This window comes from Acinetobacter sp. VT 511 (assembly GCF_001077515.1).
In the GTDB taxonomy this organism is placed as follows: Bacteria; Pseudomonadota; Gammaproteobacteria; order Pseudomonadales; family Moraxellaceae; genus Acinetobacter; species Acinetobacter schindleri.
This window is the reverse complement of sequence record NZ_LFRE01000089.1, coordinates 58258-72626: the sequence shown is the minus strand read 5'-3', so window position 1 is coordinate 72626 and position 14369 is coordinate 58258. Positions and strand designations below refer to the sequence as shown.

Annotated in this window: 16 protein-coding genes; 6 read left to right on the top strand and 10 right to left on the bottom strand. The window is 43.5% G+C overall.

Going from position 1 to position 14369, the window contains the following annotated elements; all coding sequences use genetic code 11:
- Window positions 1-17 precede the first annotated feature (17 nt).
- The 3 genes from ACS72_RS13110 to ACS72_RS13100 all read left to right on the top strand — a co-directional run bounded on the left by ACS72_RS13110 (window position 18) and on the right by ACS72_RS13100 (window position 3278).
- Window positions 18-374, top strand: a complete 357-nt coding sequence (locus ACS72_RS13110; RefSeq protein ID WP_004814739.1) for a hypothetical protein — start codon at window positions 18-20, stop codon at window positions 372-374.
- 295 nt (window positions 375-669) lie between these two features.
- Entirely contained in the window at window positions 670-1641 is a 972-nt protein-coding gene (locus ACS72_RS13105; protein WP_048882355.1) for an MBL fold metallo-hydrolase, read from the top strand.
- A gap of 449 nt (window positions 1642-2090) precedes the next feature.
- A complete protein-coding gene (locus ACS72_RS13100) occupies window positions 2091-3278 on the top strand; it encodes an ammonium transporter (RefSeq protein WP_008307484.1) in 1188 nt (395 codons plus the stop codon).
- Window positions 3279-3344: 66 nt separating this feature from the next.
- On the opposite strand, the gene ACS72_RS13095 is transcribed toward ACS72_RS13100, so the two are convergent.
- Window positions 3345-3968 carry a LysE family translocator gene (locus ACS72_RS13095; RefSeq protein ID WP_008307483.1) on the bottom strand — a complete coding sequence of 208 codons (624 nt, stop codon included), beginning with the start codon at window positions 3966-3968 and terminating at the stop codon, window positions 3345-3347.
- A 111-nt stretch (window positions 3969-4079) separates the two neighbouring features.
- Entirely contained in the window at window positions 4080-4259 is a 180-nt protein-coding gene (locus tag ACS72_RS13090) for an NF038215 family lipoprotein (protein WP_034593080.1), read from the bottom strand.
- Between the two features lie 176 nt (window positions 4260-4435).
- On the opposite strand from ACS72_RS13090, the gene ACS72_RS13085 reads away from it, so the two are divergent.
- The gene (locus ACS72_RS13085) at window positions 4436-5311 is read left to right on the top strand and encodes a 1-aminocyclopropane-1-carboxylate deaminase/D-cysteine desulfhydrase (RefSeq protein WP_008307482.1); all 876 of its coding nucleotides are present in this window, start codon (window positions 4436-4438) and stop codon (window positions 5309-5311) included.
- On the opposite strand, the gene ACS72_RS13080 is transcribed toward ACS72_RS13085, so the two are convergent.
- Window positions 5308-5634, bottom strand: a complete 327-nt coding sequence (locus ACS72_RS13080) for a DUF4870 domain-containing protein (RefSeq protein ID WP_008307481.1) — start codon at window positions 5632-5634, stop codon at window positions 5308-5310. The two genes, ACS72_RS13085 and ACS72_RS13080, sit on opposite strands and share 4 nt — an antisense overlap.
- Before the next feature lie 184 nt (window positions 5635-5818).
- On the opposite strand from ACS72_RS13080, the gene ACS72_RS13075 reads away from it, so the two are divergent.
- Entirely contained in the window at window positions 5819-7018 is a 1200-nt protein-coding gene (locus ACS72_RS13075; RefSeq protein ID WP_008307479.1) for an NAD(P)/FAD-dependent oxidoreductase, read from the top strand.
- 30 nt (window positions 7019-7048) lie between these two features.
- Here the strand turns inward: ACS72_RS13075 and ACS72_RS18230 are convergent, their stop codons facing one another.
- The 7 genes from ACS72_RS18230 to eat all read right to left on the bottom strand — a co-directional run bounded on the left by ACS72_RS18230 (window position 7049) and on the right by eat (window position 13786).
- The gene (locus tag ACS72_RS18230) at window positions 7049-7201 is read right to left on the bottom strand and encodes a hypothetical protein (protein WP_004814723.1); all 153 of its coding nucleotides are present in this window, start codon (window positions 7199-7201) and stop codon (window positions 7049-7051) included.
- Window positions 7202-7325: 124 nt separating this feature from the next.
- Window positions 7326-7493 (bottom strand): hypothetical protein, encoded by a 168-nt coding sequence (locus tag ACS72_RS18225; RefSeq protein WP_004814722.1) that lies wholly within the window; start codon window positions 7491-7493, stop codon window positions 7326-7328.
- Between the two features lie 68 nt (window positions 7494-7561).
- On the bottom strand, window positions 7562-9391 hold the full coding sequence (locus ACS72_RS13070; protein ID WP_004891720.1) for a mechanosensitive ion channel: 1830 nt from the start codon (window positions 9389-9391) through the stop codon (window positions 7562-7564).
- A gap of 204 nt (window positions 9392-9595) precedes the next feature.
- Window positions 9596-9970 (bottom strand): hypothetical protein, encoded by a 375-nt coding sequence (locus ACS72_RS13065; RefSeq protein ID WP_008307474.1) that lies wholly within the window; start codon window positions 9968-9970, stop codon window positions 9596-9598.
- 134 nt (window positions 9971-10104) lie between these two features.
- Window positions 10105-10923 carry an ethanolamine ammonia-lyase subunit EutC gene (eutC, locus tag ACS72_RS13060; RefSeq protein WP_008307472.1) on the bottom strand — a complete coding sequence of 273 codons (819 nt, stop codon included), beginning with the start codon at window positions 10921-10923 and terminating at the stop codon, window positions 10105-10107.
- 9 nt (window positions 10924-10932) lie between these two features.
- Window positions 10933-12318, bottom strand: a complete 1386-nt coding sequence (locus ACS72_RS13055; protein WP_008307470.1) for an ethanolamine ammonia-lyase subunit EutB — start codon at window positions 12316-12318, stop codon at window positions 10933-10935.
- A gap of 25 nt (window positions 12319-12343) precedes the next feature.
- Window positions 12344-13786 (bottom strand): ethanolamine permease, encoded by a 1443-nt coding sequence (gene eat, locus ACS72_RS13050; protein WP_008307469.1) that lies wholly within the window; start codon window positions 13784-13786, stop codon window positions 12344-12346.
- Window positions 13787-13936: 150 nt separating this feature from the next.
- On the opposite strand from eat, the gene ACS72_RS13045 reads away from it, so the two are divergent.
- Window positions 13937-14359: a hypothetical protein gene (locus tag ACS72_RS13045; RefSeq protein WP_004814711.1), complete on the top strand. Its 423-nt coding sequence runs from the start codon at window positions 13937-13939 to the stop codon at window positions 14357-14359.
- The last annotated feature ends 10 nt before the right edge of the window (window positions 14360-14369 follow it).

The following is a 14369-nucleotide window of genomic DNA, read 5'->3' as shown; positions in this document are numbered from 1 at the left end:
AACTATTCGGGGTAAGCATGAAAAAATTACTAGTTTCAGTTCTAGCGATGTCAACAATTGCATTTACAGGCTGTTCAGTTCGTATGGCGGATATGACCGTAGCTTCTACAAAGAACTATAACTTGAACTCAAACCAATTTGTGAAAGGTCAACGTGTCACAGGTGAAGATAAGGTTCCGGTAGTTTTATTCCCATTAGGTATTCCTAACTTCAAAACAGCGGTAGATCGTGCAATTGAGAAAGATCGTTGTGCTGTGGCTTTATCTGATGTTGTCATTACCCAATTGAATCAAGCATTTATTGTGGGTCAGATTGGTTACCGTGTTGAAGGTACTCAAGTAATTGACCGTTCACAGCCAGAATGTAAAAAATAATTTTTAGTTGTAAAAAAGCCTCTACGTTGTAGGGGCTTTTTTGTTTTTGGGATTTCCCTCACCCCGGCCCTCTCCCATAGGGAGAGGGAGAATCCATTATTAAATCAATATTGGAATGTTACCTTACGAAGTTGCATTTCTCATCCGTCAAAAGTAAGGTAAATAGTATATAACCTTCATCCCAACCTTCTTTCTGAGCCATATGTGGCGCAAGAAAAAGAGCTTTCAAAAATTTTAAAATTTATATCTAAGTATGATAAAAAATATCCATCCCTTTAAAACTTATAAGAACCCCATGAAAACATTTAACCCCCTATTCCTCACACTTGCTCTAAGCACTGTAGCGCTCAACTCTCAAGCGGCTGAACCAACTACCATCCCAACGCAAAAACAAGTCGCTGGCTACTACCATCACCAAATCGGCAACACTCAAATCACCGCCCTGCTCGATGGCACAAACTACTTAAACCCTGCGCTATTTAAAGGCTTAAGTGACAGCGAAAAAACGGGCATTCTCAAAAAATACGCTGCCATCAACGACAAAGGCATACAAACCTCAGTCAATGCTTTTTTAATCAATACAGGCAACCAGCTACTCATGGTCGACAGCGGTGCTGCAAGCTGCTTTGGCACACACTTAGGTTCAATCTATAACAACCTAAAAGCTTCAGGGTATCAGCCTGGACAGGTCAATAGCATTTTCCTGACCCATTTACACCCTGACCATGTCTGTGGCATCTCAAATAACAGTGTAGCAAATTACCCAAATGCCACACTGCATATTTCCAAAACCGAATATGACTACTGGCTCAGTCCAAACACCATCAAGAAACTACCCAAAGAAAACCAAGAGAAATTTTTAGGCACAGTTGAGAAAATTAAAGCCGCACTTGCACCCTATGAAAAAGCCAAAAAAATTAAAGTCTTTTCAGATAAAGCTTTCGCTTTGGGTGATATTCAATTTAAGCCATCTTTCGGTCATACCCCAGGGCATTACAGCTTTAAACTGAAAACCGATGCTCAAGAAGTGGTATTTATTGGTGACATCGTGCATTCACATACCTTGCAGTTTGATGCACCAAAAACAGCGGTAGATTTTGATATAGACCCTAAGGCAGCAGTCGAAACCCGTCTTAAACATTTTGCTGAATATGCCAAAGCGGGTCAGTTGATTGCTGCACCACATTTACCTTTCCCCGGGATTGGGCATATCTATTCAAAAGATGGTCAAAGCTATCAGTGGATACCGGTACACTTTAAAGATTAATTGAATACTGTGATTGCAATATTCAGCTATGAAACCCTAAGCTTTTAGGGTTTCATTTATTTTATAAACACCTAACCAACAAGTATTAAAGATCTCAGACTCAAAAATCACGTTTAGATTGAGAATTAAAATCCGCTACTTCACTTAACTTTTTAAATTTTTTCTTAAAAATTGCTTCACATTCATTGTGCACCTTTAGCACTCATTTTTAGCATTCAATTGAGTCCGATAAATCTAAATATTTAAAAATCAGGTATAAATTTTAAATTTATCGTCTCTTGTAGTGTCTTAGTTTGGTGCAGACAAATCACATTATGCCTTATATCGAGTCTTATTAATTTCAATAAATTCTTCATCAAAATTTCCCTTGCTAGTGCCTCTTTTAGAATCAGTTTGCCTCTATATACTGGGTTTCTTTTGTGATTCTACGCACTAAATTGGAACGCACCATGCAAAATATAGACTTATTATTTCTCCTTCTCGGTGCAGTTCTAGTACTTGCCATGCATGCAGGATTTGCTTTTCTGGAACTTGGAACAGTTCGACATAAGAATCAGGTCAATGCCTTAAGTAAAATTCTAACTGACTTTGCCATCTCTGCAATCGCATACTTTTTAGTGGGTTACTATATTGCCTATGGACAGCATTTTTTCCATGATGCCAATACCTTAGCAGCTGATCATGGCTATAACCTGATGCGCTGTTTCTTCCTGCTTACCTTTGCTGCAGCCATTCCAGCGATTATCTCTGGTGGTATTGCTGAACGGGCCAAAATGCGCTCGCAGGCTTTAGCAACTTTATTTCTAGTTGCCCTGATCTACCCATTTTTTGAAGGTATGATCTGGAATGGTAACTTTGGTTTCCAGGACTGGTTAGCTCAGGCATTTGGTTCCAGCTTTCATGATTTCGCTGGTTCAGTGGTGGTGCATGCCATGGGTGGCTGGATCGCACTGGCTGCGGTAATTCTGCTTGGTGCACGTCATGGCCGCTATAAAAATGATGGCCGGATTACAGCACATCCGCCTTCATCAATTCCATTTCTGGCTTTAGGTTCATGGATTTTAATTGTCGGCTGGTTTGGTTTTAATGTCATGAGTGCCCAGCGCCTCGATGCTATTTCTGGACTGGTCGCCATCAATTCTTTAATGGCAATGGTCGGTGGAACAATTGCAGCCAAAGTGGCAGGTAAAGATGACCCGGGCTTTCTGCATAATGGACCATTAGCCGGCTTGGTAGCGATCTGTGCAGGCTCAGATGTGGTACATCCATTGGGTGCACTTTTTATCGGCATGAGCGCAGGCGTGATTTTTGTAAAACTTTTTACGTATACTCAAAATAAACTCAAAGTGGATGATGTGCTTGGCGTCTGGCCTTTGCATGGTGTATGCGGAGCTTTTGGGGGTCTTGCTGTGGGTATCTTCGGTCAGCAATGGCTGGGAGGCATGGGTGGTGTTTCTTTAATTTCACAGCTAGTTGGTACAGTTCTCGCTATTATTGTGGCTTTGGCAGGTGGCTTCCTGGTCTATGGCCTGCTCAAAGTATGGATTGGTATTCGTCTCACCCGGGAAGAAGAATTTATAGGTGCAGACCTGTCCATTCACCGTATTTCTGCGAATTCTGAAGAAAATATTTTTTAATGCTCTCGTAAAAAATCCCCTATTTCACAGGGGCTTTTTTATCTATAGCGGAGCTTATAGAAATAATTACTTCATACCAAAGATCAGCTTTAATCCAAGCACGGTCATGACTGCACCTGTAGCACGATCAAAGCCTGCTTTGAATTTTAAATACACACGACGAGGCTTTTCTGCAGACAAGGCAACTGCCACCAAAGAACACCATCCTGCATCAATAAAGAAACATAGGACCGGAAGCACGACATAGAAATAGGTTGGAATTTCTTTAGGCAAAAGTGCAGTAAAAATACTGGCTAATACAATGGCAATTTTAGGGTTAGATAATTGAGTGATCAAGCCTGTGGTATAAGCACGACGCAGTGACATCTGGGTATTGCTGTTTTCATCGGCACTAATCGGCTCTTTGGCATGTTTGATAATTTTAAATGCCAGCCAGAGCAAATAGATCCCACCACAGATTTTTAAAGCCAGATAGGCAGACGGCACAGCCAGTAAAAATGCCTGTAAGCCTAGAACTGCGAGTAGACCAAAAACAGCGGCACCTGTACCGGTTCCTAATGCCGTAAACAGGCCATGCTTGCGCGAAATAGCAATTGAATTTTTTGCCACATAAATCGATGTCGGCCCAGGGCTCATTGCGCCTAACATTAATGCAAAGGCAATTGAGCCCAAAATCCAGAATGATTCCACAACACAACCCGGTTAAATCTTGATTGCGCTATTCTAAGCAAAATGCAGCACGAATGCTGCATTTTTATAGTGCAAAATCTTAACTTTATCTCATAAATATTCAGTTTAAGTTTACTGAAGCTCTTGGGCGATAAATTGCGGTTTAGACAAATGATAGTCGTGATCATGTACCGGCATTCCGCCTATGATCATGGTTCTGACTTCAGTCTTCGGTTTATTCATTTTGTCATTATCACAGCCAGTCAGACTGGACAGAAGTAACGCAAGCACAGCATAGGATAGATGTTTCATTTGCTACCCTCCTGACAGATTCCCTTAACTTTAGATTAGCATTTTATGTCTGTTTTTTATTCAATTATTTTGTGACAAGCTGCATCATTCAAGAGTGCAGTTAGAATAGGAATAAAGTCACTTTCGGGTACGCTCAAATTGGTTATACTGTTGCCGTTCTCACTTTTAAGATTGCCATGTTTGATTCGATTGCCCAGCAATTCATAGACCAAACCCTGAATGTACACGGTATGCAACTAACCATACGTCGGTTGGATCTGGTGCATCCACGGATTTCGGGCAACAAGTTTTTTAAGCTGAAATATAATTTTCTGCAAGCGCAACAACAAGGGTTTAAAAAGTTGCTGACTTTTGGCGGTGCTTATTCAAATCATATTGCAGCGACGGCATTTGCGGCACATCAGTTTGGTTTTGAAAGTATCGGCATTATTCGTGGTGAAGAACTTAAAGAAAAACCCTTAAATCCTACCTTAAAGACCGCGCAAGACTTTGGCATGCAGTTGCATTTTGTCAGCCGTGAGGATTATCGACGTAAACAGCAACCCGATTTTTTGGCAGAATTACAGCAGCAGTTTCCAGATCATTACGTGATTCCTGAAGGGGGGACCAATACGCTTGCTATTCAAGGCTGTCAGGAAATTTTAAAACCTGAAGATCGCCAGTTTGATGTGATCTGTTCTGCAGTGGGTACAGGCGGTACAATTACAGGACTAATTGAAGCCAGTCAAAATCATCAACACGTTTTAGGTTTTTCTGCACTGAAAGGGACATTCTTAACAGAAGATGTCGCCAAACTGACCCACAAGAAAAACTGGCAGATTATGGATGACTATTGCTGTGGTGGTTATGCCAAAACTACAGCTGAACTGATTCAGTTTATTCAGAACTTTGAAGCTGAATACGGTATTCCTCTAGAACAGATTTATACCGGGAAAATGCTGATGGGTCTGACTGAGCTGATTGCAAAGGGTTATTTCCCTGCTGGATCAAAGCTATTGGTCATTCATACTGGAGGCCTGCAAGGCAAAATCCCTGAGCTGTATACAAATTAAACCGGATTAATCGGCTCATTATTATTTAAAGCCATCAAACCTTTGGCTAGACGGTAAATGTGCCAGATAAACACTACAAACAGAATCCCGAATCCAATCAGAATCGTGGTTAATAAGCCACCGATCAGATAACCGATTAAACTGATCCAGAAGGTTCGAATCTGCCAGTCGCTATGACTTTCCAGCCATGTGCCGCGCATTTCATTGCGTTTCAGATAGTTCATAATAATGGCAACAATCGGCGTCAGGCCGACAAAGAAGCCCAGAATATACAGAATATAAGTGATCAGATTATATTGTTTTAATTGTTCGATATTCGCCATCAGTCTTTCTCCCTAGGCTTTCTATCCTCATGTATAAAACTATAGAAGCAGCTTTTCAGTATTTCAAATCAGTTGTGATGAATGTCTGATGAATATCTGTAATTCGATTTGCTTCAGGATGAATAGAGAAAGCTGAAATAAAATTGTCTATAATGCTTTCCTTTTCTTCTCCCTTGAGTGTGTCATGTCTTCCAAGCAATACGATGTTCTAGTCATAGGTGCAGGTGCGTCAGGTTTAATGACAGCATATATGGCTGCGCAACGTGGTCGTCGTGTTGTCGTGGTTGAAAAGGCCAATAAGGTCGGTAAAAAGATCCTGATGTCTGGTGGTGGGAAATGTAACTTCACCAACCTGTACGTCGAGCCGGAAAATTTTATCTCGCATAACCCACATTTTGTTATTTCAGCTCTGACTCGTTATACCAACTGGGATTTCATTGGTATGGTATGCGAGTACGGTATTGAATATGAAGAGCGTAAGCATGGGCAGCTTTTCACTTTAAATGGCGCCAAAGAAATTCTGGCAATGCTGCTGTCTGAATGTGACAAGACCGGTCTGGTCGATATTAAAACCAGTTGTGAAGTCAAAGCAGTCAACGCGGTTGACGATCAAGGTTTCCAGGTTGCAACGTCTTTGGGATATTTTGAAGTTGAATCTGTCGTGGTGGCTTCCGGTGGCCTGTCAATTCCGACCCTGGGTGGTTCTGGTATTGGCTATGAGATTGCCAAGCAATTTGGTCACTATATCTATCCGACCCGTGCCGGTTTGGTACCCTTCACCTTCTCGGATAATTTTAAAGAAGTTACGACGCGCTTAAGTGGTAATGCGGTAGAAGCAACTTTATCCAATGAGCTGAACAGCTTTACTGAAGCCCTGCTGTTTACCCATCGTGGCCTAAGTGGTCCAAGCTCGTTGCAATTGTCTAACTACTGGGATGTTGGTCAAAGCTTTAAGGTCGATTTCCTGCCAAGTGTGGATCTGTTTGACTTCTTTAAATCCAGAAAACAAAGCCAGCCAAAAGTCTTGTTACGGACCCTACTCACCGAGCACTTACCCAAAAGTGTGGTATTGGAATTACAGAATCTGATCTGGACTGAGGTTGCAGAAACCTCGATTGGCAATATCAGTGATGATAAACTAGAACAGATCGCCAAACGTTTGCACAGCTTTGAAGTGAAACCATCAGGCACCGAAGGCTATCGTACTGCCGAAGTAACGCTAGGGGGTGTAGATACGACTGAAGTTTCTTCCAAGACCATGGAAAGCAAGAAACAAAAAGGTTTGTTCTTTGTCGGTGAAATTCTGGATGTTACCGGACATCTGGGTGGATTTAATTTCCAATGGGCATGGTCATCGGCGCATGCCGCATCAGAATATGTTTAATTTATAAATACTCTAAAGTCAGTCTCAAGTTCACTCCAGATAGTCTGTTTTAAACAGCTTAAGATTGGCCGTATTTTCAAGACGGTCAATCGTCAGCTGCATTTTTCGGCCGGCTTCTTGCAGATAATATGGTGCTGCATTTGCAGTAGAGCTAATAAATTTAGACTGTTTTAATTTCCACATATTGTTGATCTCCTTTGTCTTTATATTATTAATGCAATAAGAATACCAAAATTAATTTAGTATTCATTTGAATATTCTATATTTTCAACATGACAATTCTATTTCAACGAATTAACAGGATTTTTCAGTTAAATTCGTCTGTATCCGGTATATTCTTTTCCAGCGCTTGTTCAGAGCGCTTATCTGCTTTGCTCTTAACAAAGATAAATCTATAGGCAGCAGTAAAAAAGCCAATCGTAATTCCTGCAATCACTAAAGGTGCTAGAACTTTATTCGGTTTTTTTGCATTCATTCATTTTTCCTCATGACTGAACAAAATCGACCACTTAAGCGTGGCCGATTTTATTTGATTGGAACAGGTTAATTCAGGTCATCTTTCTTTGGACGACTATCGACATTCGGTTCGTCTTCACCTGTAGAGCCAAATGGATTATTAGCTGGTGGATGAGTTGGATCGACGTCGAGTGAGTCCGGTACAGCCTGATCTATATCTGGAGTAACCTGATCAATACCCGATGCTTCATCATCCTGCGGTGCAGTAGTAAGTGATGCAGGGGTACTATTCGATAAGTCCGTACGCATTGGCGCATTGTCATCATTCTGACCTGGAGTAGGCACGATACTCGCTCCTGTTGTAGTAGCTGGTTCAGTCGCAGAAGTCGCACTACCTGAACCAAAAGCTGAAGTCATGATATCAGTATCTTTTTTCAAGGGATTTGGTTCTTTGCCTTCACGTTTGGCTTTATCAATCAAATCCGTCAGAACACGTTCTGCCGGCTGACGACCACCAAGACCGAATGCCAGAGCAAAAGCCACTGCTACTGCGCCCAGAGTCAGACCGAATGCAAGGTTTACAATCGAATCGGCAATGCCCATTGCGCGTAAGCCCATTGCAACTACCAGACCCATAATCAGGACACGAACCAGATTGGCTAACCAGCGTGAACTGTTATATTCACCGCGCTGCACTACATTCGCAACCACATTTGCCAGCCAGAAGCCAACCACCAGAATCACTGCGCCGAGCAGGATGTTCGCACCGAAGTAAATGAACATCGCAATCAGGCTACTTACCTGTTCAAAGCCAAGACGGTTCGCCGCTTCAGACACAGCAAACAGCATAGTGAACAGAATGATCAGGACGCCCACGACATGCGAAATTTTAGTGGTACCTAGGAAACGTTGTAAGTCTAGCTTGGCCGGAACTTCATCTACACCCGTACCTGCCAGAACTTCAGTAACCAGCTTCGCGACCAGTTTCGATACGACATAAGCCAGAATCAGAATCAGGGCTGCGGCAATAATATTTGGAATGGCATTCATTACCTCATACAACATCGCGGTTGCAGGTTGTGAAATCGCCTCAATACCGAGAGCTTCAAAAGCGATGATCAGCGCTGTAATAATAATCACAGCAAAGATGAAGGAACCAATTACTTGAGGAACATTAGAGTTCTTGAAGATGCCAACTTTTTCTGCCTGTTGCTGTACATTCAGACTACGCAATAAACCTTCTACAATGCCACGGATGATTTTCGCCAGAATATAGCCGACAAAAACAATCACACCGGCAATAAAGATATTAGGCAGATAACCAACCACATCATTGACCATGTTCTGAACTGGATACAGCAGACCGCTTAAACCCAGAATCGAGAGTACGATAGGCAGGAATAACAACAGAATCAGCCAGTAAATAATTTCACTGATATTCTCACTCAGTGGCTTTACACCAACTTCTGAACTGAGTTTTTCATCCAGTTGAGTGCGGTCAAGCAGCTTCTGTAGTCCCACCTTGACCAGATTGGCAACAATCCAGCCAATGAATCCGACAGCAATCGCAGCAAGCAATTGAGGGATAAACAGCAGGAAGCGCTGAATCATGTTACTGAACGGTCCACTGACATTGGTCAGATTCAGTACATTCAGTGCACCAATAACTGCCATAATCAGGATTAACCAGAAGACAATTCTTGTGATGATATTTTCAATATTGGAACGATGGCCAGTCGCATGGTTTAGCCGCTCATTGGTGCCAAGCTTTTGCAGGATTTTTTTTACGCCTGCAGAGACCAGCAATGCAATAACCCAGCCTATCAGCAGGATCGCCACTGCACTTAATATGGGATGAAACTGTTCCCAATAGTACATGGCATCATAACCGCCTGGGCCTCTCATATATTCATTCATGTTGTCATGCCCTCTATGGTTTTACTTTATTTATAAGTATTTACAGACTTCTTTTTTGGAAAGTTGTAAAGCCGTCTGTTATGCATTATTCACATTAGAATTGGAGCTTTTTTTATTCAATTGAGAAATGCACAACTACAACAAATCCGCACATTAGATTGCAAAAAAGCCCTGATTCTTAACCAGGGCTTTTTAAGAGGGTGCTTACTGACCAGCACCTCGACTAGATCCTTCTGAGTCGGTTGCTATACCAACATTCATACCTCCCGCTGTATCTTCTGCGGTGGCTTCAGTCGTACCAGTAACACCACTTAAGTTCGCAGGCTGATTCAGATCCTGACTACGCCCTTCCTCTGACTGAGCTGGGGTCGTATTGTTCATGGTTGCTGGTTGAGCTTGCGGATTTGGATGACCCGGAGGTGCTTCTTCTGGTGAAGGCTTAATATCGGCAAACATATAAAGTAGCAATGCCAGCAGGAAGACACCTACTAAAATTAAAATATAGACAGGAATTCTTTTCTTCTGCCGTGTATCTTCATCATAGCCTGAAGGTGGTGTTTTGTTGAAATCATTAGCCATAACCATCCTCACTGTTTTTTATTCATGTGTGGATTTCATCATAACAAGTTGATTTTTTAACTTGTGTGACAAAAATAAGTGAGATGGTGACGGCGTGTAAGTCTGTAACAGCGTAGAAGTTTCTACACTATTGGTTATTTAAATAATCCTTTGCCTGGCTCATGCCGAACTTCAACCAATGTTTCATGTTCATCTTTTAGCTGTACGCCCGAAAGCTGCAATGCACAGGATTTTTGCATGAGTGCGATTAAGCGTTGGATCGCCAGCGGATAGGACAGACCTGCCGGACGAACATTGGAGATACAGTTTCTGAGTGCATCATGGCAGCCTTTAAAAGCATTATAAGTATAATAAATTCCCATACTATCCGGAGAACTCAACCCTGGGCGTTCACCAATGAGCATCACCAGCATTTTGGCTTTTAAAATTTCTGCAACCTCATCTCCCAGTGCGACACGGCTACCACGGGCAATAATTAGAGGTGCGACCCTCCAGCCTTGCACTTTGCAAGCTTCTACCAAAGCAGGAATAAAGTGTGGTGTATTTTCTTCAATAGCACGTGCAGATAGCCCATCTCCCGCGACAATCACCACATCCCAAGTGTCCTGATGTTCATTCCGGTATTGCTGTAACATCGTTTTAGACTCATCAGACAGGATACGACCCAAATCCGGGCGTTTTAAATAAAGGTCCTTTTCCACTGCCTGGCTTTCAATGTCTAAAATCGTTAGACCAGTCCTGCTTAGACTTTCTTTAAGTTGATCAGCAGCAAGTGATTTAAGCACAGCATCTTTGGCTTGAGCATGTGCCAGCTGAAACTCCAGACTTGGTCGGGTTGGTAAACTGCCACCTGCCCGGCCTAAGGCTATACGCGCATCGGTATAGGCTTTGAGCTGTTGCCAGGGATTGTCTTGCAGCTGTGACTGAAATTGCACATCAGGAACCAGTTTCATCATCACTCCTTAAGACAGCATCAAACGGGAAAACTGTTTGGGTAATTCAGTCGGCCACTGCAACTGATGGGCTTGCTGAGAAAGAATACCCTGCTGTTGCAGCCAGTGGTCAAATTCAGGCGCCGGTTTTAAGCCTAATAACTGACGAATATATAAAGCATCATGGAAAGAGGTAGTTTGATAGTTCAGCATCACATCATCTGAACCCGGAATCCCCATGATAAAATTCAGTCCGGCATTGGCGAGTAGAGTCAGCAAGATATCCATGTCATCCTGATCTGCATCGGCATGGTTGGTATAGCAAATATCACAACCCATCGGCACGCCGAGCAGCTTGCCACAGAAATGATCCTCCAGTCCTGCCCGGATAATCTGCTTACCGTTATACAGATATTCCGGGCCGATAAAGCCGACCACGGTATTGACCAATAAAGGGTTAAATTTACGTGCCACGGCGTAGGCACGTGCTTCCAGAGTTTGCTGATCGACCCCATGATGACCATTACTGGACAAAGCACTGCCCTGTCCGGTTTCAAAATACATCACGTTCTGACCCACTGTGCCACGTTTCAGGCTTAAAGTCGCTTCATAACCTTCCTGTAAAAGTTCCAGATTAATGCCGAAGCCGGTATTGGCTTTTTCAGTTCCCGCGATGGACTGGAACATCAGGTCAATCGGGATATTTTTATTCGCCAACTGAATCCCTGAAGTGATATGGGTCAGCACACAGGACTGGGTCGGAATCTGATATTCATGAATAATGTGATCCAATAATTTTAATAACTCGGAGAGATTTTGCAGATTATCTGTCGCCGGGTTGATTCCGATCACCGCATCACCACTGCCATACATCAGCCCATCCAGGATCGATGCTGAAATTCCCATCAGATCATCGGTGGGATGATTCGGCTGCAAGCGGGTGGAAAGATGTCCTTCCAGTCCGATGGTGTTTCTAAATCGGGTCACCACCCGGCATTTTTTTGCCACCAGAATCAGATCCTGGTTGCGCATGATTTTACTGACCGCTGCCACCATTTCTGGGATCAGCCCCATTTTTAAGGCCGTAATTTTTTCAGTGGTGGCATCTGTACTCAACAGCCAGTTACGAAAATCCCCCAGAGTAAAATGCGAGATCGGATAGAAGGCAGCGGCATCATGTTCATCCAGAATCAGTCGGGTCACTTCATCCTGTTCATAAGGTATTAAAACTTCATTCAAAAACTGCTGTAATGGTACTTCTGCCAGACACATTTGTGCAGCAACCCGCTCAGTTGCATCATGGGCAGCAATCCCTGCCAGCTGATCGCCAGACCGTTCAGGGCTAGCCTTGGCCATCAGCGTTTTTAAGTCTTCAAAAATATAGTGCTGACTGGCCACATTGATCTGATACAGCATAAGCATGTTCTCCCTTCAAGATGATTTATTTCAATTCCTTTTCTGCTGCCTCAATACGGGCAAATTCTTCTTCCGGTGTGCCTGCCACCAGATGATGACGGCTATACAACAGGAAGTAGAGAATCAGTACGACATAAATCGCAGCTGCCATTAACCAGACTTTTGGATCGACCAGGAAGCCAGCGACCACTGCAATGGCTGCAAGCACTAAAGCAATCGATGCCGTGACAATACCGCCCGGCGCTTGATAAGGACGTGCCAGATTTGGTCGAGATACTTTGAGTTTGATATAAGACATCATCATCAAGAGATAGGAAATCGTCGCGCCAAAAACGGCCATAAGGATCAGCAGATCACCTTCACCTGAAAGTGACAGCAGAAAGCCAATAATCCCCGGAATAATGATCGCCAGATAAGGCGCATGATTGCTGTTGGTCAAAGACAATTTTTTCGGTAAATAACCGGCACGTGACAGTGCAAAAATCTGACGGGAATAGGCATAAATAATCGAGAAAAAACTCGCGATCAGACCCGCCAGCCCGACAAAATTCACAAAACTGGCCATCCAGGTATTAGACCCATAGACTGCAACCAAGGCATCGACTAGTGGCGCACCAGAATCTTTAAGGGCATCTGCACCGGCTGCACCAGGACCGAGTAACAGAATACTTAACGCAAAGAATGCCAGAATCAGCATGGAACCAATCAGACCTCGCGGTAAGGATTTTGCCGGATCTTTGGCTTCTTCTGCCGCTAATGGTACGCCTTCAACAGCAAGGAAGAACCAGATTGCATAAGGCACGGCCGCCCAGATACCGAGATAACCCAATGGCAGGAAAGTGCTGGCACCCGCCGCTTCAGTACTGACCGCAATATCAAACAGGTTTGCACTATTAAAATGCGGCAACATGCCGAAGATGAATACCATCAAAGCTACCGCAGCAATTGCGGTAATCACGAACATGATTTTAAGTGCTTCACCAGCACCTTTCAGATGCAAGCCCATAAAGATCAGATAGCTGACCAGATAAATAATCCAGCCACCAATGCCAAATAAAGCTTCGCAATAGGCACCAATGAAACAGGCAATGGCTGCCGGTGCAATCGCATATTCAATCAGGATCGCGCTACCTGTCAGATAGCCACCAAAGGGACCAAAAGCAGTCCGGGCAAAACTATAACCCCCACCAGCAGTCGGCAGCATGGTCGACATTTCCGACATGGCCAGACACATGCACAGATACATCAATGCCACCACAATAGTAGCAATAAACATCCCACCCCAACCCGCCTGAGCCAGACCAAAATTCCAACCAGCAAAGTCACCGGAAATCACATAAGCCACCCCTAAACCCACGAGGAGCAGCCAGCCTACAGCACCTTTTTTCAGCTGTCGCAGGGCAAAATAATCTTCTTGTACTGTTGTTTCGGTGACGCCGGTATCGATGACACTTTTTGACTCTGACATAGCAACCTCTTTGTTTTTATCTTTGTTCCCTGAGGATATGCATAAGCCGTACCAGTTCATCCATTGTCTAGGGAAAGCAAACTGAATCGCTGCCCTATCAGTACGAAATGCGCTATAATCATCCACCTCCTATTTATACACTCGATTTTTATGGCGTATCGTCAACAAAGTGTATCGCTTGATCTTGACACTGACGTCACACATCAATGTGCGTTACACCACACCCGCGATCAGCATCTGATTGGAATTATTGAATTCAGCAAGCCAAGCTTTTTGCTGCGCTGGCAGGATCTAGAATATTTCCGTCGTCGTACCGAAGAAATGTCGGTGATGCCATTCCCGGACTGCGTGAATGCAATGATCATTGATGTGCGTAATGTCGCAGCCTGGCTCGACAATGACGTACCCATCATTCCATGGCGCTTACTGGAAGAAGAATGTCCGGTACGTCTGGTCGTGCCTGCGGAACGCATCGAACATTATGCCGGTTTCTTTGAACCGACCTGGCTGACCTCTGATGTAGAGACAGCGATCCAGGAAATCCGGGACTTTATGGATATGTTTGTCCATTAAGAGATACAAA